The sequence below is a fragment of the Halorubrum sp. SS7 genome (assembly GCF_005435055.1).
In the GTDB taxonomy this organism is placed as follows: Archaea; Halobacteriota; Halobacteria; order Halobacteriales; family Haloferacaceae; genus Halorubrum; species Halorubrum salinarum.
The window spans coordinates 58,260-82,175 of record NZ_SGXV01000014.1; the positions used below are offsets into that span (position 1 = coordinate 58,260).

Consider the following 23,916-nt stretch of genomic DNA (forward strand, 5'->3'; position numbering starts at 1 on the left):
AGTAGGGGCGGATAGCGGCGTCAGGGCCGCGCAACCGGCTACCGCGACCCGAGCGTTTACCACGGCGACGCTCCCTCGTAGTGGTATGTACGTACTGCGAGGCGGTCGCGTGGCGGACGCGGCGGGGACGCGCGAGGCCGACGTGGCGGTCGCGAACGGCGAGGTCGTCGCGGTCGGCGAGCCGGCGGCGGTCGACGACGCCCTCGCCGACCGCGACGGCGAGCCCACCGAGGTCGACGCCGGCGGCAAGGTCGTCGCGCCCGGGCTGATCGACGCGCACGTCCACGTGATGATGGACGGGCGCCCGGACGTCTCGACCGCGGTCTCCGAGAGCGACTACACCGCGAGCTACCGGGCCGCGGGCAACCTCGACGCCGCCCTCTCGGCCGGCGTCACGACCGTCCGCGACCTCGGCAGCCGCGGGACGCTCGCGCTCGACGCGGGCGAGGCGGTCGCCGCGGGCGAGATCGACGGCCCCCGAGTCCTCGCGTGCGGCCGCAACGTGATCATGACCGGCGGCCACGGCAACTGGTTCGGCCGCGAGGCGGACGGCCCCGCCGAGGTGCGGAAGGCGGCCCGCGAGCAGCTGAAGGCCGGCGCGGACGTGCTCAAGTGCATGGCCACCGGCGGCGTCCTCACCGAGGGCGCGGTGACGGGCGCCCCCGAGCTGACCCCCGAGGAGCTGGCCGCGTTCACCGACGCGGCGGCGCCGACCGACACGCCGACCGCGGCCCACGCCCACGGCGAGGAGGGGATCAAAAACGCCGTCGAGGCCGGCATCTCCAGCGTCGAACACGGGACGTTCATGGACCGGGAGGCCGCCGAGATGATGGCCGAGCGCGGCACCTACTGGGTCCCGACCGCGAGCGCGCTCCGCGGCATCGTCGACAACGGCGTGGAGGCGGGCATCCCCGAGGACGCGGTCGCGAAGGCGGAGGACGCCGCGGACCGCTTCGACGACGCGTGGGACCACGCGCTCGACGCGGGCGTCCCCATCGCGATGGGGACGGACGCGGGCACGCCGTTCAACTTCTTCGCCGACATCCCGCAGGAACTGGCGTACATGGTCGACTACGGGCTCTCGCCGGAGCGCGCGCTCGAAGCCGCCACGGTCAACGCGGCCGACCTGCTCGGGCTCGACGACGTGGGCCGCGTCGAAGAGGGGTACGCGGCGGACCTGGTCGTCCTCGACGCCGACCCGACCGAGGACGTGACGGCGTGGCAGGACCCCGCGGCCGTGTTCGCGCGCGGCGACCGCGTCGCCTGACCGAAACCGAACCCGGACCGCCCGCTCCCCTACCGCCGTCGGAACGGTCATTTTTACCCCGAGTCGGCCCCATCTCCCGTCGATGACGACTCCGTCGACCCGGCACGCGGACCCGGCCGAGAACCCGTACGTCGAGGACCCGCCGACCGAGTTCGACCCGGTCGAGGACCTCTCCCCCGACGAGGCGGCCGAGCAGGCCGAGTTGCTCCGCGCGGCGGTCCGCGAGCACGACCACCGCTACTACGTCGCGGCCGACCCCCTGATCTCCGACGCGGCGTACGACGCGCTGTTCGCCCGGCTGGAGGCGCTCGAAGCCGCCTTCGACCTCCCGACCGAGGGCTCCCCGACCCGGCGGGTCGGCGGCGAGCCCCTCGACGAGCTGGCGACCGTCGAGCACGTCGCGCCGATGCGCTCCATCGACAACGCGACCGACGCGGCGGCCGTCCGCGAGTTCGACGAGCGCGTCCGCGGGGGGCTCGCGGACGCCGCCGAGGCCGGCGACCTCCCCGATTTCGACCCCGCCGACCTCGCGTACGTCTGCGAGCCGAAGTTCGACGGCCTCTCGATCGAGGTGATCTACGAGGACGGCGAGTACGTCCGCGCGGCCACGCGCGGCGACGGCCGCGAGGGCGACGACGTCACCGAGCAGGTCCGGACGATCCCCTCCGTCCCCGGCCGCCTGCGCGGCGACGACCACCCCGCCCGGCTCGCCGTTCGGGGGGAGGTCTACATGCCCCGCGACGCCTTCGAGGCGTACAACGACGAGCTGATCGAGCGCGGCGAGGAGCCGTTCGCGAACCCGCGCAACGCCGCCGCCGGCACGCTCCGCCAGCTCGACCCCGCGGTCGTCGCCGAGCGCCCCCTCGACGTCTTCTTCTTCGACGTGCTCGCGTGGGAGGCGGGCGAGGGCGGCCCGGAGCGCCCCGCGCGCCACCGCGACGTCCTCGACGCGTTCGAGTCGCTCGGGCTCCGCCGGAACGACCGGGTCGAGGTCGTCGACGACGTCGAGGCCGCGATCGACTACCGCGACGAGATCCTCACCGCCCGCGACGACCTGAACTACGCCGTCGACGGCGTCGTGATCAAGGTCGACGCCCTCGCGCACCGCGAGGCGCTCGGGAGCACGTCGCGCGCGCCGCGCTGGGCGTTCGCCCACAAGTTCCCGCCCCGGACCGCGACGACGACCGTCGAGGGGGTCACGGTCCAGGTCGGCCGCACCGGGCGGCTCACGCCGGTCGCCGAGCTCGACCCCGTCGACGTCGGCGGCGTCACCGTCTCGCGCGCGACGCTCCACAACCCCGCCGAGATCGAGGCCCTCGGCGTGAACGTCGGCGACCGCGTCCGGATCTACCGCGCCGGCGACGTGATCCCCTACGTCCCGGAGGTCGTCGAGAAGCGGAGCGAGGGGGCCTACGAGTTCCCCGACGAGTGTCCGGTCTGCGGGGCCGCGGTCGAGCGCGACGGCCCGCTCGCGTTCTGTACCGGCGGGCTCGGCTGTCCGGCGCAGCTGGAGCGCGCGGTCGAGCACTGGGCGCGCCGCGACGCGCTCGACGTGGAGGGGCTCGGCCCGGAGCGCGTCGAGCAGCTCCGCGAGGCCGGCCTCGTCGAGTCGCTGCCGGACCTGTACGATCTGACCGCCGCGGAGCTCGCCGAACTGGAGGGGTGGGGTTCGAGGAGCGCCGAGAACCTGATCGCCGAACTGGACGCGACGCGGAACCCGCCCCTCGACGACTTCCTCGCCGGGCTCGGGATCCCCGACGTGGGCGCGACGACCGCCCGGGCGCTCGCCGCGCACTTCGGGACGCTCGACGCGCTCCTCGACGCGGACGAGGACGCGCTCCGCGAGGTGGACGACGTCGGCCCCGAGGTGGCGGCGTCGATCCGGACGTTCCTCGACCGCGAGGAGAACCGCGCGGCGATCGCGGGGCTCCGCGAGCGCGGGGTCGACCCCGAGCCGTTCGAGACCGACGCGGCCTCCGGCCCGGCCGACGCGCTCGACGGGCTCACCTTCGTGTTCACCGGGTCGCTGTCGGTGCCCCGCGGCGACGCGCAGGCGCACGTCGAGGCGCACGGCGCGAACGCCACGTCCAGCGTCTCCGGCAACACCGACTACCTCGTCGCGGGCGAGAGCCCGGGTCGGTCCAAGCGCGACGACGCCGACGCCGAGGGCGTGCCCGTCGTCGACGAGGACGCGTTCGCCGACCTGCTCGCCGAGCGCGGCGTGGCGTGGCCGCCCACAAGCGACGCGTGAGCGCCGCGACGCCCGCGCGACGCTCGCCCCGACCCGCAACCCTTTATCAACTCACGCCGGAACCGGAAGGCATGACCGCCATCGAGCTACGGGGCGTGACCAAGGAGTTCGACGAGGTCACGGCCGTTCGCGACCTCGATCTCACCGTCGAAGACGGCGAGGTGTACGGGTTCCTCGGGCCGAACGGCGCGGGCAAGTCCACGACGATCGACATGCTCTTGGACCTCGTCCGCCCGACCGCGGGGACGGTCCGCGTGCTCGGCGCCGAGGTCGCGACGGACGGCGTCGAGATCCGGCGCCGGACGGGCGTGCTCCCCGACGGCTTCTCGGTGTACGACCGGCTCTCCGGGCGAAAACACGTCGAGTTCGCCGTCGAGTCGAAGGACGCCGCCGACGACCCGGACGCGCTGCTCGACCGCGTCGGCCTCGGGGACGCCGCCGACCGCGCCGCCGGCGAGTACTCGAAGGGGATGCGCCAGCGGCTCGCCCTCGCGATGGCGCTCGTCGGCGAGCCCGACCTGCTGATCCTCGACGAGCCCTCCTCCGGCCTCGACCCGGCCGGCGCGAAGGAGATGCGCGAGATCGTCCGCGCCGAGGCCGAGCGCGGCGCCACCGTCTTCTTCTCCTCGCACATCCTCGAACAGGTCGACGCCGTCTGCGACCGCGTCGGCATCCTCCGCGACGGCGAACTCGTCGCCGAGGACTCCGTCGAGGGGCTCCGCGAGGCCGTCGGCGGCGAGGAGACGCTCGAAGTCGCGGCCGCGGGCGCCGACGAGGACGCGGTCGCGGCGGTCCGCGCCCTCCCCGGCGTCTCCGGGGTCTCCCGCGACGGCGACGAACTGGTGGTGAACTGCGCCAGCGACGCGAAGACGGAGGTCATCGCGGCGCTGGAGGACGCCGGGGTCGCAGTCGACGACTTCCACACCCGCGAGGCCTCGCTGGAGGACCTCTTCTTGGCGTACACCGAGGGCGACGCGGCCGGTTCGGCGCCCGACGGAACCGACTCGGAACCCGCCGAACTCGACCCGACGGCCGACTCCGAATCGACGGCCGACGCCGACTCGACGGCCGACGCCGACTCCGAATCGACGGCCGACGCCGACTCGACGCCCGACGCCGACTCGACGCCCGACGACGATTCGGCGACCGAGGAGGTGGACCGATGAGCCTCGCCGCCGTCGCCCGGAAGGACTTCCGCGAGACCGTTCGGTCCCGCGGCATGATCGCGCTAGTGGTGCTGTTCTCGCTGCTCGTCGCGGCGTTCGCGTACGCGGTGCGGCCCACCGGCGAGAGCGAGCAGTTCGCCACGGAGCTACTGCTGAGCGCCTTCGTCGGTCGCTTCCTCGTCACGACGCTGATCCCGCTCGTCGGCGTCGTCGTCGGCTACAACGCCGTGAGCGGCGAGCGCGAGTCCGGCTCGCTGAAGCTGCTCCTGTCGCTGCCGCACTCGCGGGCCGACGTGGTCTTGGGCAAGGTCGCCGGGCGCGGCGCGGCGATCGCGCTCGCGGTGTTCGCCGGGTTCCTGCTGCCCGCGCTGGTGTTGATCGCGGCGCCGGTCGTGTTCAACGCCGGCGCGTTCCTCGGTTACACCGTGTTCGCGGCCGCGCTCGGCGTCGTGTTCGTCGCCATCTCCGTCGGCTGCTCGGCCGCGTTCCCGACCCAGCGTCGGGCACTCATCGGCGGCGTCGGAATTTACATCCTGTTCGTCCTGCTGTGGGGCCCGCTCACCGGCCAGCTCGTCGGCGCCGTCGGGCCCGCCCTCGACGCCCTGCCCGTGTCCGCGACCCAGGTCGACGTGTTCCTCCGGGCCTCGAACCCGACGACCGCCGTCGAGGCGCTCGCGAACGCTTTCCTCGCTGAGCGGCTGTTCAGCGGCGAGACCGCGAACCAGCAGCTGTCGGCGGCCGCGATGCTGGTGTTCTGGACGCTCGCACCGCCGCTCGCCGGCCTCCTGAAGTTCGACGCGGCCGACCTGTAACGACCGGGGTCCCGTCCCGGCTCTCTCCCGGTGAGAACGCTCGATACGGCTTTCTCCTCGCCGCGTGGCGAGACGGTATGAGCACTTCGACCGACACCGACACGGAACGGAGCGCCGTCGGCGCAGTCGGCTATCCGCTGGGCGTCTGGGCCGCGCTGGCGGCGATCGCCGTCGCCAACGGGGCGCTCCGCGAGATCGTCCTCATCCCCCGGATCGGGGAGTACTCCGGACACGTGGCGAGCACCGCCGTCCTGGTCGCGGCGATCCTGCTGGTCGCTCGGGCGTACTTCTCACGTACCTCGATCGCCTACTCCCGCGCCGAACTCCTTTCCGTCGGCGTCCTCTGGACCCTCCTCACCGTCGGCTTCGAGTTTCTCGTCGGATACGTCGAGGGGACACCGGTCTCGGTCACGCTCGGCCAGTACGACGTGTTCGCGGGTCAGGTGTGGATCGCCGTCCCCGTCGCGCTGCTCGTCTCCCCGCTGCTGTTCGGCCGACTGCTCTCCGACTGACGGTCGCCCGGTCGTGGGCTCGGGCGGGTTCGAACCGAAATCGGACGTGCTCGCTCCTTCGTCGCTGCGCCCGACCGATAGGGTTCGAACCGCGCCCTCAGACACGCACTTCGCTGTCGCTCGCGGTTTTGCTCGCGACAGCAACAGCGGGATCGGGCGGGTTCGAACCTCACTCACTCCGCTCGCTTCGCTCGCTCCGTTCCCTGCTTCGAACCCGCCCTCAAACAGTCACAGCGGCGCCGCTCACGAATTGTTCGCGGCGCCGATAGTGGGTCGGGCGGGTTCGAACCGAAGAAAGACGGTCGTCTCGCTTCGCTCGACGCTGCGTCTTTCAGGGTTCGACCGCCCTCGGGTACATTTTTGTGACTCACTTCGTTCGTCCCAGAAATGGGCTCGGGCGGGTTCGAACCGCCGATCTCAGCCTTGTAAAGGCCGCGTCATAACCAGCTAGACCACGAGCCCTCACCCGTCTGAACCCGCCGGGAGCGGAAAACGGTTTCTTTCTCGGGCGCGAGGATCGACCGTGAACCGCCGCCTCGTCGGTGTCGCGGCCGCGCTCGCGCTGATCGCCCTCGCGGCCGTCGGTGCCGCCGCCGCGAACCCGGCCCTCCTCATCACCGGGTACGACACCGCCACGGTCGAGGCCGTCGACGGCGAGACGGGCGAGACGCTCGCGACCGTCGAGGTCCGCGTCGCCGACGGCTTCGTGAAACGCTACGTCGGGCTCTCCGCGACCGACGACCTTCCCGCCGGCGAGGGGATGCTGTTCGTCCACGACGAGGCGGCCGAGCGCGCCTACGTGATGCGCGACATGGCGTTCGCGCTCGACATCGTCTTCGCCGACGCCGACGGGACCGTCACGACGGTCCACGAGGCGCCCCCGGAGTCGCCGCCGCTCACCCGCCACGAGGGGACGGGGCGGTACGTCCTCGAAGTGCCGCGCGGGTGGAGCGAGCGCCACGGCGTCGGCCCCGGCGACCGGCTCGTGATCGACCGGGAGTGACACCGCCGCGGCCGCCGGGTCGGTCGACGAAACCGCTTTGGGCCTCGCCGGCGTCGCCTCGACCATGACCGGACTCCCCGGCCGGATCGCGTGGAACCTCCGCCACCGCTGGCGACGGGTGTTCGCCCTCTGCGTCGTCGGCGCCGGCGTCGCCGCCCCGCTCCTCACCGGCGTCTGGTGGTGGCTCCCGCTCGTGTGGTTCTTCGGGCTCGTCATCGTCCTGCCCGTCTTCCACGTCCTCACGAAGCCGGTCCCCGACGACGCCGACGACCGCGCGGACGCCACCGGCGACCCCGCGCTCGACGCCCTCCGCGAGCGCTACGCGCGCGGCGACATCGACGAACGGGAGTTCGAGCGCAAGCTGGACCGCCTCCTGGAGACCGAAGACGCCGAGACCGTCACCGACCCGGGCGGCGACGTCGCCGACCGAGTGCGAGAGAGCGTCCGGCGAGAAGTGGACCGAATCCGGGAGTGACGGCGCCGGGACAGCCGTCGCCGCCGACGCGGAGGGAGACCTCCGGGACTACTCGTCGATCTCGCGGTTGTGGACCGCGTCGCCGGTGGTCCCGTCGAAGAGGTGGATCGTCTCCTCGGGGATCTCCACGTGGACCTCGTCGCCGACCGAGATCTGCTGGAGGCCGCCGACGGTGGCGATGAACGTCTCGCCCTCCGGCGCGTCCTCGAACCGCAGGTAGACGGTGTTCTCGTCGCCCATCGGCTCGACGACCTCGACCACCGTCGAGAAGGTGTGCTCGCCGGCCGGGTCGTCGGCCAGCGAGATGTCCTCGGGCCGAACCCCGAGCGTGAGGTCGGTGATGTCGCCGACGTCGCCGAGGGTGGACTCGGAGAGCGGGTAGTCGAAGGCGTCGCCGAGGAGGGTACCGGCGTCGCGCTCGACCTCGAAGAAGTTCATCGACGGCTCGCCGATGAACCCGGCGACGAACCGGTTGGCCGGCTCGTGGTAACACTCCAGCGGCGTCGCGACCTGCTGGAGCTCGCCGGCGTTGAGGATCGCGATCCGGTCGCCCATGGTCATCGCCTCGGTCTGGTCGTGCGTGACGTACATCGTCGTCACGTCCAGCTCGGCCTGGAGCCGCTGGAGCTCCGTCCGCATCTCGGAGCGGAGCTTGGCGTCGAGGTTGCTGAGCGGCTCGTCCATGAGGAACACCTCGGGGTCGCGGACGATCGCCCGCCCGAGCGCGACCCGCTGCTGCTGGCCGCCGGAGAGGTCGGACGGTTTCCGGTCCAGCAGCTCGCCGATCCCCATCGTCCCCGCGGCGTCGGTGACGCGCGTCTCGATCTCGTCGTCGGAGAGGTCCGTCGACTCCTCCAGTCCGAACGCCATGTTCTCCTGTACCGTCATGTGCGGGTACAGCGCGTACGACTGGAACACCATCGCGATGTCGCGGTGCTGGGGTTTCACGTCGTTGATGACGCTCCCGGCGAGTCGGATCTCGCCGCTGGTCACCGTCTCCAGCCCCGCGACCATCCGGAGGGTTGTCGACTTACCGCAGCCGGAGGGGCCGACCACGACGAGGAACTCGCCGTCGCGCATCTCGATGTCGACGTCGTCGACGGCGACGACCTCGCCGTCCCCGTCGGGGAACACCTTGCTCACGCCGTCGAGTTCGAGCGTCCCCATGCTATCGCCCCCGCGGAACGGCGCGGCGGTTTGAGAGCGATACCTTCGGTCGGCTGCGTGGTTGCTGTCGAGTCATGGATTGCTGCCCGCGAACGGCGCCGTTCATGTCGCCACCCCCTCGGCGAACTCCTCGCCGAACGCGATGTAGACCGCGAGCGTCGGGAGGGCGGCGATGAATGCGCCCGCCATGCGGAGCGCGAAGTCTTGTCCTTCGAGCGACGTGCCCAGCCCGGCGAGGATCAACACGATCGGCGCCGCCGCGCTGGATTCGGTCTGGACCAACACGAGGGTGAACAGGAGGTCGTTCCAGATCTGCGTGAACTGGTAGATCAGGACCACCGCGAACATCGGTCCCGAGAGCGGGAGCACGATGCGGCGGTAGATCCGGCGGATGGACGCGCCGTCCAGCCGCGCGGCCTCGATCATCTCCTCGCTCATGTTCTTGTAGTACGACCTGAACAGGACCGTACAGATCGGGAGCCCGTAGGCCACGTGCGTGACGATCAGTTCGAAGATCCCGGTGTAGTCGTTGTTGATCCCGAGCGCCCACAGGAAGCCGAGGGCGTCCTGGAGCGGGATCATCGACCAGAACTGCGAGAGCGGCACCAGAACCGCCTGGTACGGGATGAAGATCCCCGCGACGAACAGCGCGAGGACCGGCGCCTTGTACCGCTGTTTCCAGTCGGACTGCGTGAGGCCGTACGCCGCGAAGCTCCCGAGCAGCGCCGAGATGACGGTCGCCGGGATCGCGTACAGCGCGCTGTTTATGAGGCCGCGTCCGAGCGCGTCGAACGCCGTGCGCCACTTCTCCAGCGTGAACGTGCTCCCCGTCGGCGGCGCGAACGGGAGCGACCCGGTGACGCCGGTCGACGTCTTGAACGAGGTGACGAGCCCGGACTCGATCGGGATCATGAAGAACGCCAAGATCCCGAGGAGCCCGAGGTACAGGAGGACCCGGTACCCGTCGACCTCCGCGAGCGCCCCCGCGGGCGCGCCGGAGTCCGTCGCCGATGCCGTGCCGCCGTCCGCTCGTGCGTCGTCGTTCATAGGTTCCCCCGGTTGTACTGGTAGTAGAGGTACGGGCCGACGATCCCAAGCGTCATCACGAACAGGGTGATGGCGATCGCCGACGCGTACGCCCAGTTCAGGTTCGCGTACGCCTCGCGGACCATCTTCGTCGCGAGGATGTCGGACCCGTTGGGCGGTCGGTAGCCGCCGACGAGCGAGTAGAGGAAGTCGAACGCCTTCAGCGCGAACACCATCAGGACGACCGAGGCGCTGATGGTCGACCCCTTCAGCTGCGGGATGATCACGCGCCAGTACATCCGCGCCGTCGAGGCGCCGTCCACCTTCGCCGCCTCGTAGTGCTCGTTCGGAATGGCCCGCAGCCCCGCGAGGAACACGACCATCGCGTACCCCGCGAACTGCCACATCAGCGCGAACATCACCGCCCAGAGGACGATGTCGGGGTTACCGATCCAGTTGACTCGGCCGAAGCCGAGCGACGTGATGACGATGTTGATGACCCCGTTGTTGAAGTTGAACATCCACGCCCAGAACTGGGCGGTGACCACGAACGAGAGGCTCATCGGCAACAGGTAGATCGTCCGGAACGTGTTCTCGAACCGGATGTTCCGGTCTATCAGGATCGCCAGTCCGAGCCCGATCGCGAGCGTTACCAGGGTGAACCCGACGAGCAGAATGAAGGTGTTGATCGCGGCGTCGACGAACCCGCTGTCGGCGAGCGCGCGGCTGTACATCTCGAGGTCCAAGTCGCCGTAGTCCGGGGTTCCGAAGCCGGTGAAGTCGGTCAGCGAGATCAGGAGGTTCCAGATGATCGCCCCGTAGACGAAGAGGCCGACCAGCAGGAACGGCGGCAGCCAGAACTGCGAGGACTCGACGAAGTCGCTGCCGAAGCGCTCGTTCAGCGCGTCGATCGGACTGAACCCGGACCCGCCGCGCTCCTCGGCGACGCCGCCGTCCGTGACCGCGTCGCCACTCTCGTCGCCGGTGTCAGTGTTCCGTGTCATGTGGGTCGTCGTGTGCCGAAACCGCTAAAATCCGGTCGCATCGAGGACCGGTGTCAGTTAGAGACCGCGTCGACGAAGCCCTGCGTGGCGGCGTCGACGTTGTACGGTCCGGAGAACTCGCTGGAGATCACTTCGTTCAGCGCCGTCATGGTCTCCGAGGGGACGCCGAGCCCGTGCTGGAGGTTCGGCGGCCGCTCCTCGGCCTCCGCGAAGTCCTGCTGCGTCTCCTGGAGGTACGGCCCGAACTCGCTCATGTCGACGTCGGTCCGCGTCGGGATCGAGCCCTTGTACTGGTTGAACGCGACCTGCGCCGCCTCGCTCCCGACGAACGAGAGGAACGTCTCGGTCGCCTCCGGACTCGGGTTGTCCGACGGGTACAGGAACGAGTCGAAGTGGAGCATGTACATGTTCTCCGAGCCGGGGTACGTCTTGAAGCCCCAGTCCTCGTTGTAGTTGAAGTCCTCGGCGTTCCGGTAGGCCCCGGCGGCCCAGTTACCCTGGTGGATGAACGCCGCGTTCCCCTCGATGATGTTCTGGTTGGACTCCGTGAGTCCGATCGAGGAGGCGTCCTCGTTGATGTAGTTCCCGAGGATCTCGGCGAGCGATTCGAAGGTCGCGCGGACGGCCGCCTCGTCCGGGCTCCCGTCGATGAAGCTCATGTACGCGTCGTACCCTTCCTGCCCGAGCATCGTCGAGGCGAACAGCTGAGTCGTCGTCCAGGTACCGCTCGCGCCGTGGGTCATCGGGATCGCGTCGGTCTCGCTCTGGACCGTCTCCAGCGCGTCGATGAGCGCCGAGACGCTCGTCAGCGAGTCGGGGTCGACCCCCGCCTCCTCGACGACCGAGGTGTTGTAGAACAGGCAGTTCAGGCGGTGCGAGCCGAGGGGGACGCCCCGATAGGCGCCGTTGTACTGGTGGAGGTCGACCGCCTCGTCCACCATCACGTCCGCGAAGCCCTCGGACTCCCAGATGTCGCCGACCTCGCCCAGCACGCCCTCGTACCGCTGGAGGTTCGGGCCGGGCCAGTTCGCGAACGAACTCGGCGGGTCGCCGTTCTGGAGCCGGTTCGCGACGACCGCGTCGAGGTTCTGGTTCCCGCCGCCGCCGATCGGGTTGAACTCGTGTTCGACGTCCGGGTGCGCCTCGTCGAAGGCGGTGACGAGCGCCTCCGCCGCGCGGGCGCCGTCGCCGCCGGTCCACGCGTGAAGAACTTCGAGCGTGTTGCCGCTTCCGCCGTCGCCGCCGTCACCGCCGTCGCCGCCGCCGGAACAGCCGGCGAGCCCCGCGAGCGTCGCCGCCCCCGTCGCTCCGACGAAATGTCGCCGCGATAACCGCTTGTCTTGGTCTGTCATGGTACTTCACGATGTACAATGGATGATTGCCATATATACTTACTCATTCTTTGAGAACTATTTTTGAAGTATCTATTCGCCGTCACCCCCAGTCGTAATCGGGGTTCTTTATGCCCGGTCGGACGGCGACGGACCGACGGGCATACTACGGTCCGGCGGATGGGCGTACGCATGCGCCCCTCGACCGCCGCCGTCACGTATCCGGTCGCCGGCGACGCCCGGGAGCGGCCCCTCCTCGCCGTCTGGCTGCTGTTCGCGCTGGCCGTCGTCGTGCCTGTCCTCCCGGCGCTGCCGGTCGTCGGCTACCTCGTCCGCGTGCTGACCGCCAGCGAGCGGGGCGACTCGATGCCGCCCTTCCTCGCCGACGGCCGGACGCTCCTCCGCCGGTCGCTCGGCGGGACGGCCGTCTGCCTGGTGTTCCTCGGGGTCCCGTTCGCGGCCCTCCTCGTGACGCTCTACGGGGTCGTCACGCTCGACCCCGGGGCGAACGCGCCGGTCGGCCGCATCCTCGCCGGCTCGACGGCCGTCCTCTTCGTCGGCGTCCTCGGCACGTACCTCGCGCCCGTCTCGCTGATCACCTACGGTCGGGAGGGGTCGCTCCGCCGGGCCTTCTCCCCGGGCGCCCTCCGGCCGGTCGCCGGCCACGCCGCCTACTTCTTCGGGTGGACCCTCGGCTTCACCGCGCTCGTCGTCGCCGTCGGCGTCGGCGGCGCGCTGTTCACCGTCTCGCGCGCGGGCCCGCTGTTCGGGACGTTCGTCCTCGCGTACGGCCTCCTCGTGGCCGCGTACCTCTGGGGGCGCGCCGTCGAGCGCGCCCGGCGACGGTAGGGGGACGGCGCGGCGCCGCGACCGACCGATTCTTGACCGCCCGGCCCGGACTCACACGGCATGGACGGACCGCTGTGGACGGACACGCACGCGCCCGACCTCGACGAGATCCGGCAGGACGAGGCCCGCGACCGCCTGCGTCGGGCCGTCGACGAGCCGATGAACCTCGTCGTCCAGGGGCCGCCGGGAGTCGGGAAGACGGCGGCGGCGCGCGCGCTCGCGGCGGCGTCGCACGCCGACCCGGACGCCGACCTGATCGAGATCAACGTCGCCGACTTCTTCGGGCGGACGAAAAAGGAGATCCGGACCGACCCGCGGTTCGAGGGGTTCCTCGCGGGGCGGAGCTCGATGGCGAAACGCGACATGATAAACCGCGTGCTGAAGGAGTCGGCGTCGTACGCGCCGATGTCCGGCGAGTACAAGACGGTCCTGTTGGACAACGCGGAGGCGATCCGCGAGGACTTCCAGCAGGCGCTGCGCCGCGTGATGGAGAAGCACCACCGCACCACCCAGTTCGTGATCGCGACGCGCCAGCCCTCGAAGCTCATCGCCCCGATCCGGTCGCGCTGCTTCCCGGTCCGCGTCCGCTCGCCGACCACCGACGAGACGATCGACGTCCTCGAAGCGATCTGCGAGCGCGAGGGCGTCGACTACGACGGCGACGGGCTGGAGTTCGTCGCCAGCGCGGCCGGCGGCGACCTCCGGGAGGCGATCCTCTCGGCGCAGGCGACCGCGGTCGAGGGCGGCGAGGTCACCATGTCGACCGCCTACGAGACGCTCGGCGACGTGGGCGACGACGACGCGATCCGCGGGGCGCTCGCCGACGCCCGCGCCGGCGACCTGAAGGACGCCCGCTCGGCGCTCGACGACCTGCTCGACGAGGGGTACGACGGGCAGGAGCTGCTCCGCGAGACGCTCCGCGTCGCCCGCGCCGGCTCCGAGTACGGCGGCGACGACCTCGCGCGGCTCCACGCGCTCGCGGGCGAGGCCGACCTCGACCTGTCCGACGGGCTCCACGACACGACCCACCTCGTTCACCTGCTCGCGGCGTGGGCGGCGGGACGGACCGAGCTCTCCCCCGAACTCCGGGACGCGGAGGCGGCGTCGTGACCCGCCGCCCGCCGCTCTCGCGGCTGCTCCCCTTCCCGGTCGTCGACGCCGCGTGGGACCTGGCGCTCGTCCCGGCGCTCGCTGGCGCCGTCGCGCTGCCGTTCGTCCCGCCCGTCGGCGTCGCGCTCGTCGCGCTCGCCGTCGGGGTCCTCTGGTTCCACCGCGACCCCGAGCGCGACCCGCCGAAGGGCGACGAGACGGTCGTCTCCCCAGCCGACGGCACCGTTTCGGTGGTCCGCGAGGAGGGCTCGCGACTCCGCGTCGGCGTGTTCATGAACGTCACCGACGTGCACGTGAACCGCGCGCCCATCGCGGGCGAGGTGCGCGAGGTCCGCCACCGCCCCGGCGCGAACCGTCCGGCGTTCGACAAGGAGTCGGACCGCAACGAGCAGGTCGCGATCGACTTCGGGGAGTACGAGCTGCTCGTCATCGCGGGCTGGTTCGCCCGCCGGATCCACCCGTCGGTCGAGCCGGGGGACCGCGTCGAGCGCGGCGACCGCGTCGGGCACGTCTCGTTCGGCTCCCGCGCCGACGTGGTCCTGCCCGCGGACGTGGGCCGCGAGGACCTGCTCGTGGCCGAGGGCGACGGCGTCCGCGCGGGCGAGACGATCATCGCGGAGCGGCCGAGCGACGACGGATAGCTCGCCGCGTCGCGACGGGACCGCGGCGTCAGTGCGTCCGAATCGGTCCATACGCTTTTGTTTCGTCCGCGAGACGGTGTCTTCGATGACGGAAGAGACAATCCACGAGTCGAGCCGGTCGCGGACCCGACAGGGACTGGCCACGTACCTCCGCCGGATCGCCCGCGCGCTCGGTCGCGGCGAACCCGTGCCGGTCGACGAGGACGGGACGGTGACGGTCGACGCGGGCGGAACCGGCGACGTCGAGGTCGAACTCGAACGGGAGGACGGCACGGTCCACTTCGAGATAGAGATGGAGTGGCCCGAGGAGGAGGTCGCCGTCGACGAGGACGCGAGCGCGAGCAAGGCGACGTTCGAGCTGTACGCCGACAACGCCGACCAGTACCGCTGGCGGCTCCGCCACGACAACGGCAACATCATCGCCGACGGCGGCGAGGGGTACGCCGACAAGCGCGACGCCAGCTCCGGGATCGAGAGCGTCCAGCGGAACGCGGCGGGCGCGCACGTCATCGACGTCTCGCGCGACGAGGAGGCCCCCGAGGAGGGCGGCAGCGACGCCGCGTTCGAGCTGTTCCGCGACAAGGCGGACGAGTACCGCTGGCGGCTCCGTCACGACAACGGCAACATCATCGCCGACAGCGGCCAGGGGTACGCCTCCAAGCAGAAGGCGAAGCAGGGCCTCAACAGCGTCAAGTCGAACGCGCCGGGCGCGGCCGTCGAGGAGCCGGCGGAGTAGCTCTCGTTCTCGCGGCGAGGCGCTCGCGGTCCGACCGCCGCCCCGCCCCGACGCGACCGCGGACCGCACCGCTTATTCGCCGGCCTTCACTACCTCTGAGCGACATGGACGCGCTCGACGCCAAGTACCCGTTCTTCGCGAGCGCCCGCGAGGCGGTCGCGTCGGCCGCGGTGTCGCTGCCGGAGCTCGTCGCGACCGACGCCCCGGCGGTCGAGCGCGCCCGCGAGCGCGTCGAGCGCGCCCTCCTCGAAGGGACGGTCGCCTCCGAGAGCGGCGCGTTCCCCGGCGAGTCCGCGTACGACACCCAGGCGGAGCTGCTCTCGTACCCCATCGCCCGGATCCTCGTCTCGCTGCTCGACTCCGACCCCGCCATCGAGAAGTACGCCGCCGCGGAGGCGGCCACCGCCATGGAGCGGGTCCGCCGCGATTTAGAGACCGACGACGAACTGCGCTCCGTGTCGGCCGCGACGGTCGCGCTCGACGACCTGCTCGCCGAGTTCGACCTCGCCGACGCCGTGCGACCGGACGCGACGGCGCCCGCCGGCGCCCGCGGCGCGGGGGCCGCGACGGGCGGCGGGGCCGGCCGCGACCCCGACAGCTACCGGATCGACGTCGGCCCGTACCTCCGGCTCACCTCCCCCGAGTGGGGCGACTCGTGGCGGCTGGTCAACCGGGCGCTCGCCGACGGCGCGGTGCGGGTCTCCCGAGAGGAGCTGCTCGCGGCGCTGGAGGCCGCCGTCGAGGCGCGGGTCGCCGAGGGGCTCCCCTTCGAACTGGGCGCCGACGAGGAGATCGCCGCGGCGCTGGAGTCGCGCGTCGCCGACCTCCGGCGGCTGCTCTCCGAGCGGACGTACGCCGAGCCGCCGGACGTCGTCGCCCCCGCGCTGTTCCCGCCGTGCATGACGAACCTGATCGAGAAGGCGGAGCGCGACGCCGCGCTCTCCGCGGCCGAGTCGTTCGCGCTGATGGCGTTCCTCGTCGGCATCGGCATGACGCCCGACGAGGTCGTCGCCTTCTGCGCCGACACGAGCCTCGACGCCGAGGGGATCCGCTACCAGACGGAGTTCCTCACCGACGACCGCGGGACCCAGTACCCCCCGCCGACCTGCGAGACGCTCGCGAACTACGGGATCTGCCACAACGAGGACGACCACATGCAGGTCGCGGCCGACCCGCTCTCGTACTACGAGACCCGGGTGGCCGCGGCCGACGAGGTGACCGACTGGCGGGCGGACCGCGAGACGGACGAGACGGAAGCGGCGTGAGCGCGACGAACCGAACGCGACGGCAGAAGTAACGGACCGCGGCGGCTCAGGAGGTCTACGATCCGTCGTTCGCCCGCATCAGGAACGTCCCGACGCCGGCCATCAACAGGACGAACCCGGTCAGGAGCGCGACGAGCGCGATCGCCCCCGTCTCCGGGAGGACCGCCGACCCGCCGAAGGTGACCCCGATGGCGACCAGCCCGACGATGAACACCGCGGCCGCCGCCAGCGAGACCGCGATCTGCCGACGGAACTCCGCATCGATTTCCATGCTCGCGGCTTCCCGTCGCCGCTAAAAAAGGACTTCGATGGGCGCCCCGCCCGCCGATCACGTCGCGAGGTGCGTGATGTCCCGCCGCAGCGTGTACCCCTGCGGAACGCCGACGGCCCCGAGACAGTCGTCGCACAACACCCGCTCGTAGTCGCGGTTGGTCTCCTTCTCCAGCAGGGAGACGTCAGCGAGCGGGAACACCGACTCGCACCGGTCGCACTCCGCCTTGTCGCCGTCGACGATCTTCATCGCCTCCCCGTTCCCGAGATCGATATATAAAATCGCGGCCGGCGTTATCACTCCGGATAGCGGCTCGTCGCGAAAAAATCGGTGCGGGTCGACGCGGTCGGCGTCGAGGGAGTCGCGCGCCGGCTCAGCCGAAGAGCTCGCCGAGCCCTTCGCCGCCGTCGCCCTCGTCCTCGTCGTCGTCGTCCGCCTCGTCGGCGGCCTCGGCCTCGTCGGCCTCGTCCTCGTCGTCGTCCGCCTCGTCGGCGGCCTCGGCGTCCGCGGAGCCGCCCGCGGCGGCGCCGGCGGCCGGGGCCGCGGCGGCCGTCTCGATGGCCTCCTCGATGTCGACGTCCTCCAGCGCGGCGACGAGCGCCTTGACGCGGGACTCCTCGACGTCGACGCCGGCGGCTTCCAGCACGCCGGTGACGTTGTCTTCGTTGATCTCTTCGCCAGTCTCGTTCAGGATGAGCGCAGCGTAAACGTATTCCATTGGTGTGTACCTCGTGTTATCCGAACATCGCGCCGAGTCCTTCGCCGCCGTCGTCGCCGTCGTCGTCGTCGGCGTCGTCGTCGGCCTCCTCGGCGTCTTCCGTGTTGTCGTCCGCCTGTTCCTCTTCCTCGTCGGCGTCGTCCGTCGCCGGCTCCGCGGCCGGCGCGGCCTCGACGCCCTGGAGCTCCTCGGGGAGCGCCTCCTCGTCGTCGATCTGCGCCGCGAGCGCGCGGAGCTGGGCGTCGGCCTTCCCGATCAGCTCGGGCACGACGTCCGGGCTCTCGATCTCCGCGAACAGGCCGACGGACTTCGCCTCGCCGGACGCCTTCGCGATGAGGGCGCCCGCGGTGGCGGCCGTCGGATACGCGGCGTTGATCGAGAGGTTGCGCGCGGCGGCCGCGGCGGACCGGATGTCCGCCTCGTACTCGTCGACGTCGAGTTCGAGCTCGTCGGGCTCGAACAGCACGCCCTCGGAGTAGACGGCCTTCAGGTCGAGGCCGACCTCCTTGGGCTCGATGCCGAGCTCGACGAGGACGTTCGCGAGGTCGTCGTCGACGACCTCGCCCTCCTCCAGCACGGTCGAGTCCTCGGTCACCTTGATCGAGCCGTCCATGATGCGGGCGGCCGCGCCCACGGTCTGGAGCTCGCCGACGAACGGCCCCGGGTCGACGCCGGTGTCGCCCTCGGGGATCACGATGTCGTTGGGGGCCACCTCGCCCGCGTTGATCGGGGCGGGGGTCTTCGAGGCTTCGAGCTGCTTGAAGAGGCCGAACGGGTTGTCGTTGGTGCCGACGAGCGCCACCTGGCCGCCGACGTACTCCGTCAGCGCCTCGACGCCGTCGCCGACCTCCTCGAGCGCCCGGTTCGTGAGCGTGTTGCGGCTCATGCGGACGGCGGCCGAGCCGTGGAGCTCCCGGCGCATGGCCTGGAGCTGCCGGCTCGGGATGCCGGACACGCCGACGATCCCGACGGACTGGTAGGAGTCGATGAACTCGACGAGCTCGTCGACCTCCTCCCGCTTCCACTCGGGGATCGTCTCGGTCTTGCGGACCGAGCTCATACGGGCACCTCCTTCGCGGGACCCATCGTGGTCTTCACGTAGATCCCGTCGATGTTGAGCGGGCCCTTCTCGAGGTTCGCTTCGAGTCGCCGGATGATGACGTCGATGTTGTCCGAGATCGCGTCGGCGCCCATGTCCTCGGCGCCGACGCGGGTGTGGAACGTGCGCCGGTCGCGCGACCGGAGCTGTACCGTGTTCTTCATCCGGTTGACGGTCTCGACGATGTCGTCGTCCGGCTGTAGTGGGGTAGGCATCTTCCCGCGCGGACCGAGGACGGTACCGAGGTACCGACCGATGTCCTGCATCAGGTTGGCCTCGGCGACGAAGAAGTCGGTGTCGTCGGCGAGGTCCTTTGCGCGGTCGTCGTCGTCTCCGAGGTCTTCGAGGTCGTCGCTGTCGAGCACTTCGTCAGCGACCTCCTCTGCGCGGACGGCGGTTTCGCCCTCCGCGAAGACGACGATCTGTGTCTCCTGCCCCGTTCCAGCCGGCAGCACGACGGACTCGTCGATACGGTTCGACGGATCGTTGAGGTCGAGGTCTCGCAGGTTGATCGCGATGTCCACGGTCTCGCGGAAGTTCCGCTCGGGCGCATCGTCGAGTGCGAGGGTTACGGCCTCTTGTATTGTGTCTGCCATTTTCACCTCCGTAGTACGCAGGTCGCTCCTACGGGTCAGTGAAACAGGCGAAGCCTGTCTCATCGGAGAGTGGTTCATCGGAGGTTTAAAAGCGTCGAACCGCCGGTCACCGTGTGAACCGGCGACAGGGCCGCTCCGGGTCGTTCGCGCGCTCGCGTTCGGATTCCGGCGCCCGTCGTCGGCCGCCGCGGCTCGAATTCGACGGGCGTCGAAGACCGAAACGTCGGATAGGGGAACCCTTTTGGCGGCGGTCGCCGACCCACGAGGTAATGACGCAGGGTGGTCCGCCGTGACGATGGACGACCGTATCGAGGACCTCCGAGAGCGCCGCGAGCGGGCGGCGAAGGGCGGGGGCGAAGACCGGATCCAGTCGCAACACGACAAGGGGAAGATGACCGCCCGCGAGCGGATCGACTACTTCCTCGACGACGGCACCTTCCACGAGTTCGACCGGTTCCGCACCCACCGCAACCACACGTTCGGGATGGAGGAACAGCAGATCCCGGGCGACGGGGTGGTGACCGGCTACGGCGAGGTGAACGGCCGGAAGACGTTCGTGTTCGCGCACGACTTCACCGTCTTCGGCGGGTCGCTCGGCGAGGTGTTCGCCGAGAAGGTGTGTAAGGTGATGGACAAGGCGATGGACGTGGGCGCGCCGGTCGTCGGCCTCAACGACTCCGCGGGCGCCCGGATCCAGGAGGGGGTCGCCTCGCTCGGCGGCTTCGCGGAGATATTCCGGCGCAACACGGAGGCCTCGGGCGTTATCCCGCAGATCTCGGCGATCATGGGGCCGTGCGCGGGCGGCGCGGTGTACTCCCCGGCCATCACGGACTTCACCTTCATGGTGAAAGACACTTCCCACATGTTCATCACCGGGCCGGACGTCATCGAGACGGTCACCGGCGAGGAGGTGAGCTTCGAGGAGCTCGGCGGCGCGGTCACCCACTCGTCGACCTCCGGCGTGGCGCACTTCGCCGAGGAGAGCGAGGAGGAGGCGCTCGACAACATCGCGCGGCTGCTCTCGTACCTCCCCGCGAACAACGTGGAGGACCCGCCGCGCGTCGAGCCGTGGGACGACCCCGAGCGCGCGGACGAGGAGCTCGCCGAGATCGTCCCCGACGCGCCCCGGAAGCCGTACGACATGAAGGACGTGATCGCGAGCGTCACCGACGAGGGCTCCTTCTTCGAGGTGCACGAGAACTTCGCGAAGAACATCGTCGTCGGCTTCGCCCGCCTCGACGGCCACTCCGTCGGCGTCGTCGCGAACAACCCCCGCGTGAACGCGGGCACGCTCGACATCGAGGCGAGCCAGAAGGGCGCGCGGTTCGTCCGCTTCTGCGACGCGTTCAACATCCCCATCCTCACCTTCGAGGACGTGCCCGGCTTCATGCCCGGCACGGACCAGGAGCACAACGGGATCATCCGCCACGGCGCGAAGCTGCTGTACGCCTTCTCGGAGGCGACCGTCCCCCTGCTCACCGTCATCACCCGGAAGGCGTACGGCGGCGCCTACTGCGTGATGTCGTCGAAGCACATCGGCGGCGACGTCAACTACGCGTGGCCCACCTCGGAGATCGCCGTGATGGGGCCGAAGGGCGCGGTCAACGTCCTCTACCGCGAGGAGCTGGCCGAGGCCGACGACCCCGACGCGCGCAGGCAGGAGCTCATCGACGAGTACCGCGAGGAGTTCGCGAACCCCTACACCGCCGCCGACCGCGGCTTCGTCGACGACGTGATCGAGCCGACCGAGACCCGCGCGCGCCTCGTCGAGGACCTCAAGATGCTGAAGGGGAAGAACGCGGACCAGCCCGCCAAGAAGCACGGCAACATCCCGATCTGATGGCGGCCGACGACGACCCGGGCGAGGCGGGGGCGACCGACTCGGCGACCGCCGATCCGGCGGCCGCGCTCGCCGGGCTCTCGATTCCCGACGACGCCCGCGACGACGAGGCGGCCGCCATCGCCGCCGCGGTCGCCGCCCACCTCCGCGACGGCGAACTCGCCGCCGCGGCCGCCGCCGAGGAGACGGACGGCGGCCGCGACGAGGACCGCTGGGCGTTCGCCGGCCGGATCGAGCGGCTCCACCGCCGCCGGGTGCGCGTCCCCGCCGACGCGCCCGCGGACCCGTGGACCGCGGCGGGTCGCAGCGACCGGTTCTGACGCGCCGACGCGCCGCTCCGCTTTTCCCGTTCGTCCGCCGGATCCGTCGCTGGTCGAGTCCGCGACACGTCGAACGGCGCCGCCGGACGCGGCGGCGTCCGACCGCGTACATTCCCCCGACAGCGCGGCGTCGGTCCGTCGCGCCGTCGACCCGGCCCTGACTCAGGGCGCGTTCGCAGATACGTGCGCTGACATATATACCTGTGGTAGCGACTCACGCGGCCGGCGCGACTGCTCGTCGCCGGTCGTCCTCGCCGGCGGTCGCGCGGCCCGCGTCGGTCGCGTCCGTCCCCGCTACTCCGGCGTCTCGTCGCCGTCGTCGGCGGCGGTCGGCCCGCCTCGGCCGCCGAGGAGTCGATTGAGGATCACCGGCACGACGGCCACGAATACGAGGAGCGCGCCGATCCGGACCGGCAGCGACGCGTCGGTGGCCACGGTGAGTCCGAGGTAGACGGCGGCGCCGACCAGCACCGACGGCAGCACGTACGGGTTTCCCGCGTCGAGCATACCTCACCGTGGCGCCCGCGGTCCCCTTAACCGTCTCGGCACGGACCGACAGAGTTTGGTAGCAGTTGGTGGAAGAACCGACAGGAATGTTCGATAAGGTTCTCGTGGCGAACCGCGGCGAGATCGCGGTCCGGGTGATGCGCGCCTGCGCGGAGCTGGGCGTCGACACCGTCGCCGTCTACAGCGACGCCGACAAGCACGGCGGCCACGTCCGGTATGCGGACGAGGCGTACAACGTCGGGCCCGCCCGCGCGGCCGACTCGTACCTCGACGGCGAGGCCGTCGTCGAGGCGGCGCGCTCGGCCGGCGCGGACGCGATCCACCCCGGGTACGGCTTCCTCGCGGAGAACGCCGACTTCGCGGCCCGCGTCGAGGCCGCCGACGGGATCACCTGGGTCGGGCCGTCGAGCGACGCGATGGAGCGGCTGGGCGAGAAGACGCACGCGCGGCGCGTGATGGACGACGCAGACGTGCCGATCGTCCCCGGGACCACCGAGCCCGTCACCGACGCGGAGGCCGTCACGGCGTTCGGCGACGAGTACGGCTACCCGGTCGCGATCAAGGCCGAGGGCGGCGGCGGCGGCCGCGGGATGAAGGTCGTCGAGAGCGCCGACGAGGCCGCGGAGGCGCTCGAATCCGCCAAGCGCGAGGGCGAGGCGTACTTCTCGAACGACTCCGTGTACCTCGAACGCTACCTCCAGACCCCCCGCCACGTCGAGGTCCAGGTCGTCGCCGACGACCCGGACGGCTCGGTGAGCGAGAGCGACGTGGTCCACCTCGGCGAGCGCGACTGCTCGCTCCAGCGCCGCCACCAGAAGGTGATCGAGGAGGGCCCCTCCCCCGCGCTCTCCGACGAGCTGCGCGAGAAGATCGGCGAGGCCGCCCGCCGCGGCGTCGCCGCCGCCGACTACACCAACGCCGGGACGGTAGAGTTCCTCGTCGAGGAGGACCCCGACCGCGACCCGTCGGAGCCGCTCGGCCCCGACACGCCGTTCTACTTCCTCGAGGTCAACACCCGGATCCAGGTCGAACACACCGTCACCGAGGAGCTGACGGGGATCGACATCGTGAAAGAACAGCTCCGGGTCGCCAGCGGCGAGGGCCTGTCCGTCTCCCAGGACGACGTGGAGCTCGAGGGCCACGCGATCGAGTTCCGGATCAACGCCGAGAACGCCGCGAACGACTTCCAGCCCGCCAACGAGGGGTCGCTGGAGACGTACGACCCGCCGGGCGGGATCGGCGTCCGCGTCGACGACGCGCTCCGCCAGGGCGACGAGCTGGTCACCGACTACGACTCGATGATCGCGAAGCTGATCGTGTGGGCCGGCGACCGCGAGGAGTGTCTCGCGCGCTCGAAGCGCGCGCTCGCGGAGTACGACCTGGAGGGCGTCGTCACCATCGTCCCGTTCCACCGCCTGATGCTCGACGACGAGCGGTTCGTCGACGGGACGCACACGACGAAGTACCTCGACGAGGAGCTCGACCGCGACCTGGTCGCCGACGCCCAGGAGAAGTGGGGCACCGAGTCGGCGTCCGCGGGCGACGACGACGAGGAAGTCACTGAGCGCGAGTTCACCGTCGAGGTGAACGGCAAGCGCTTCGAGGTGGAGCTAGAGGAGCGCGGCGCGCCCGCGATCCCCGTGCCCGAGAGCGGGGGCAGCGGAGGCGGGGGGCAGCGCCCGCCGCAGGCCACCGACGACGACGGCGCCGACGACTCGGTCGACGTCGCCGAGGGCGGCGAGGCCATCGAGGCGGAGATGCAGGGGACGATCCTCTCGGTCGACGTCGACGAGGGCGACGAGGTCGCGGCCGGCGACGTGGTCTGCGTCCTCGAAGCGATGAAGATGGAGAACGACGTGGTCGCCGAGCGCGGCGGCACCGTCGCGAGCGTCCGCGTCGGCGAGGGCGACAGCGTCGACATGGGCGACGTGCTGATCGTGCTGGAGTGAG

Annotated in this window: 25 protein-coding genes and 1 tRNA gene; 15 read left to right on the forward strand and 11 right to left on the reverse strand. The window is 70.9% G+C overall.

Annotated features, from left to right (window positions below; translation table 11 throughout):
• Window positions 1-85 precede the first annotated feature (85 nt).
• The 5 genes from EXE44_RS12750 (at window position 86) to EXE44_RS12770 (ending at window position 6,008) form a co-directional block, all read left to right on the forward strand.
• Window positions 86-1,267: an amidohydrolase family protein gene (locus tag EXE44_RS12750; RefSeq protein ID WP_199241214.1), complete on the forward strand. Its 1,182-nt coding sequence runs from the start codon at window positions 86-88 to the stop codon at window positions 1,265-1,267.
• An 82-nt stretch (window positions 1,268-1,349) separates the two neighbouring features.
• On the forward strand, window positions 1,350-3,518 hold the full coding sequence (gene ligA / locus EXE44_RS12755; protein WP_137717460.1) for an NAD-dependent DNA ligase LigA: 2,169 nt from the start codon (window positions 1,350-1,352) through the stop codon (window positions 3,516-3,518).
• A 71-nt stretch (window positions 3,519-3,589) separates the two neighbouring features.
• The gene (locus tag EXE44_RS12760; RefSeq protein WP_137717461.1) at window positions 3,590-4,684 is read left to right on the forward strand and encodes an ABC transporter ATP-binding protein; all 1,095 of its coding nucleotides are present in this window, start codon (window positions 3,590-3,592) and stop codon (window positions 4,682-4,684) included.
• Window positions 4,681-5,496, forward strand: coding sequence for an ABC transporter permease (locus EXE44_RS12765; RefSeq protein WP_137717462.1), 816 nt, complete (start codon window positions 4,681-4,683; stop codon window positions 5,494-5,496). The genes EXE44_RS12760 and EXE44_RS12765 overlap by 4 nt, the downstream gene beginning before the upstream one ends.
• A 77-nt stretch (window positions 5,497-5,573) precedes the next feature.
• Entirely contained in the window at window positions 5,574-6,008 is a 435-nt protein-coding gene (locus EXE44_RS12770) for a hypothetical protein (protein WP_137717463.1), read from the forward strand.
• A gap of 388 nt (window positions 6,009-6,396) precedes the next feature.
• Here the strand turns inward: EXE44_RS12770 and EXE44_RS12775 are convergent.
• A tRNA-Val gene (locus EXE44_RS12775) sits at window positions 6,397-6,470 on the reverse strand.
• A 61-nt stretch (window positions 6,471-6,531) separates the two neighbouring features.
• Here EXE44_RS12775 and EXE44_RS12780 point away from each other — a divergent pair.
• Window positions 6,532-7,011, forward strand: coding sequence for a DUF192 domain-containing protein (locus tag EXE44_RS12780; RefSeq protein ID WP_137717464.1), 480 nt, complete (start codon window positions 6,532-6,534; stop codon window positions 7,009-7,011).
• A 64-nt stretch (window positions 7,012-7,075) separates the two neighbouring features.
• A complete protein-coding gene (locus EXE44_RS12785) occupies window positions 7,076-7,486 on the forward strand; it encodes an SHOCT domain-containing protein (RefSeq protein ID WP_137717465.1) in 411 nt (136 codons plus the stop codon).
• A 48-nt stretch (window positions 7,487-7,534) separates the two neighbouring features.
• Here the strand turns inward: EXE44_RS12785 and EXE44_RS12790 are convergent, their stop codons facing one another.
• The 4 genes from EXE44_RS12790 to EXE44_RS12805 form a co-directional block, all read right to left on the reverse strand.
• Window positions 7,535-8,653 carry an ABC transporter ATP-binding protein gene (locus tag EXE44_RS12790; protein ID WP_137717466.1) on the reverse strand — a complete coding sequence of 373 codons (1,119 nt, stop codon included), beginning with the start codon at window positions 8,651-8,653 and terminating at the stop codon, window positions 7,535-7,537.
• Between the two features lie 102 nt (window positions 8,654-8,755).
• Complete coding sequence (locus EXE44_RS12795) at window positions 8,756-9,700, reverse strand: carbohydrate ABC transporter permease (protein WP_137717467.1); 945 nt, start codon at window positions 9,698-9,700, stop codon at window positions 8,756-8,758.
• Window positions 9,697-10,683 carry a carbohydrate ABC transporter permease gene (locus tag EXE44_RS12800; RefSeq protein ID WP_121563147.1) on the reverse strand — a complete coding sequence of 329 codons (987 nt, stop codon included), beginning with the start codon at window positions 10,681-10,683 and terminating at the stop codon, window positions 9,697-9,699. Before EXE44_RS12800 ends, EXE44_RS12795 begins: the two co-directional genes overlap by 4 nt.
• Before the next feature lie 53 nt (window positions 10,684-10,736).
• Window positions 10,737-12,035, reverse strand: coding sequence for an ABC transporter substrate-binding protein (locus EXE44_RS12805; protein ID WP_121563146.1), 1,299 nt, complete (start codon window positions 12,033-12,035; stop codon window positions 10,737-10,739).
• A 171-nt stretch (window positions 12,036-12,206) separates the two neighbouring features.
• Here EXE44_RS12805 and EXE44_RS12810 point away from each other — a divergent pair, with 171 nt between their 5' ends.
• The 5 genes from EXE44_RS12810 to EXE44_RS12830 all read left to right on the forward strand — a co-directional run bounded on the left by EXE44_RS12810 (window position 12,207) and on the right by EXE44_RS12830 (window position 16,615).
• Complete coding sequence (locus EXE44_RS12810; protein WP_137717468.1) at window positions 12,207-12,863, forward strand: DUF4013 domain-containing protein; 657 nt, start codon at window positions 12,207-12,209, stop codon at window positions 12,861-12,863.
• Window positions 12,864-12,923: 60 nt separating this feature from the next.
• Complete coding sequence (locus tag EXE44_RS12815; RefSeq protein ID WP_137717469.1) at window positions 12,924-13,973, forward strand: AAA family ATPase; 1,050 nt, start codon at window positions 12,924-12,926, stop codon at window positions 13,971-13,973.
• Window positions 13,970-14,614 (forward strand): protein sorting system archaetidylserine decarboxylase, encoded by a 645-nt coding sequence (locus tag EXE44_RS12820; protein WP_137717470.1) that lies wholly within the window; start codon window positions 13,970-13,972, stop codon window positions 14,612-14,614. The genes EXE44_RS12815 and EXE44_RS12820 overlap by 4 nt, the downstream gene beginning before the upstream one ends.
• An 85-nt stretch (window positions 14,615-14,699) precedes the next feature.
• Window positions 14,700-15,350, forward strand: coding sequence for an HVO_2922 family protein (locus EXE44_RS12825; RefSeq protein ID WP_137717471.1), 651 nt, complete (start codon window positions 14,700-14,702; stop codon window positions 15,348-15,350).
• Window positions 15,351-15,454: 104 nt separating this feature from the next.
• A complete protein-coding gene (locus EXE44_RS12830; protein WP_137717472.1) occupies window positions 15,455-16,615 on the forward strand; it encodes a DNA primase in 1,161 nt (386 codons plus the stop codon).
• Window positions 16,616-16,670: 55 nt separating this feature from the next.
• On the opposite strand, the gene EXE44_RS12835 is transcribed toward EXE44_RS12830, so the two are convergent.
• From EXE44_RS12835 to EXE44_RS12855, 5 genes are all read right to left on the reverse strand, one after another.
• Window positions 16,671-16,886: a hypothetical protein gene (locus EXE44_RS12835; protein ID WP_137717473.1), complete on the reverse strand. Its 216-nt coding sequence runs from the start codon at window positions 16,884-16,886 to the stop codon at window positions 16,671-16,673.
• Window positions 16,887-16,943: 57 nt separating this feature from the next.
• Window positions 16,944-17,135 carry a hypothetical protein gene (locus tag EXE44_RS12840; RefSeq protein ID WP_137717474.1) on the reverse strand — a complete coding sequence of 64 codons (192 nt, stop codon included), beginning with the start codon at window positions 17,133-17,135 and terminating at the stop codon, window positions 16,944-16,946.
• Between the two features lie 124 nt (window positions 17,136-17,259).
• Window positions 17,260-17,604 (reverse strand): 50S ribosomal protein P1, encoded by a 345-nt coding sequence (gene rpl12p, locus EXE44_RS12845; RefSeq protein ID WP_137717475.1) that lies wholly within the window; start codon window positions 17,602-17,604, stop codon window positions 17,260-17,262.
• A gap of 16 nt (window positions 17,605-17,620) precedes the next feature.
• On the reverse strand, window positions 17,621-18,664 hold the full coding sequence (locus EXE44_RS12850; protein WP_137717476.1) for a 50S ribosomal protein L10: 1,044 nt from the start codon (window positions 18,662-18,664) through the stop codon (window positions 17,621-17,623).
• The gene (locus tag EXE44_RS12855; protein WP_137717477.1) at window positions 18,661-19,299 is read right to left on the reverse strand and encodes a 50S ribosomal protein L1; all 639 of its coding nucleotides are present in this window, start codon (window positions 19,297-19,299) and stop codon (window positions 18,661-18,663) included. Before EXE44_RS12855 ends, EXE44_RS12850 begins: the two co-directional genes overlap by 4 nt.
• Window positions 19,300-19,594: 295 nt before the next feature.
• Here EXE44_RS12855 and EXE44_RS12860 point away from each other — a divergent pair, with 295 nt between their 5' ends.
• Both EXE44_RS12860 and EXE44_RS12865 read left to right on the forward strand, forming a co-directional pair.
• Window positions 19,595-21,139: an acyl-CoA carboxylase subunit beta gene (locus EXE44_RS12860; protein ID WP_137717478.1), complete on the forward strand. Its 1,545-nt coding sequence runs from the start codon at window positions 19,595-19,597 to the stop codon at window positions 21,137-21,139.
• Window positions 21,139-21,459, forward strand: coding sequence for a hypothetical protein (locus EXE44_RS12865; RefSeq protein ID WP_137717479.1), 321 nt, complete (start codon window positions 21,139-21,141; stop codon window positions 21,457-21,459). The genes EXE44_RS12860 and EXE44_RS12865 overlap by 1 nt, the downstream gene beginning before the upstream one ends.
• A gap of 294 nt (window positions 21,460-21,753) precedes the next feature.
• On the opposite strand, the gene EXE44_RS12870 is transcribed toward EXE44_RS12865, so the two are convergent.
• Window positions 21,754-21,966 (reverse strand): hypothetical protein, encoded by a 213-nt coding sequence (locus EXE44_RS12870; protein WP_137717480.1) that lies wholly within the window; start codon window positions 21,964-21,966, stop codon window positions 21,754-21,756.
• Between the two features lie 86 nt (window positions 21,967-22,052).
• Here EXE44_RS12870 and EXE44_RS12875 point away from each other — a divergent pair, with 86 nt between their 5' ends.
• Window positions 22,053-23,915, forward strand: a complete 1,863-nt coding sequence (locus EXE44_RS12875) for an acetyl-CoA carboxylase biotin carboxylase subunit (RefSeq protein WP_137717481.1) — start codon at window positions 22,053-22,055, stop codon at window positions 23,913-23,915.
• Window position 23,916: the final 1 nt, after the last annotated feature.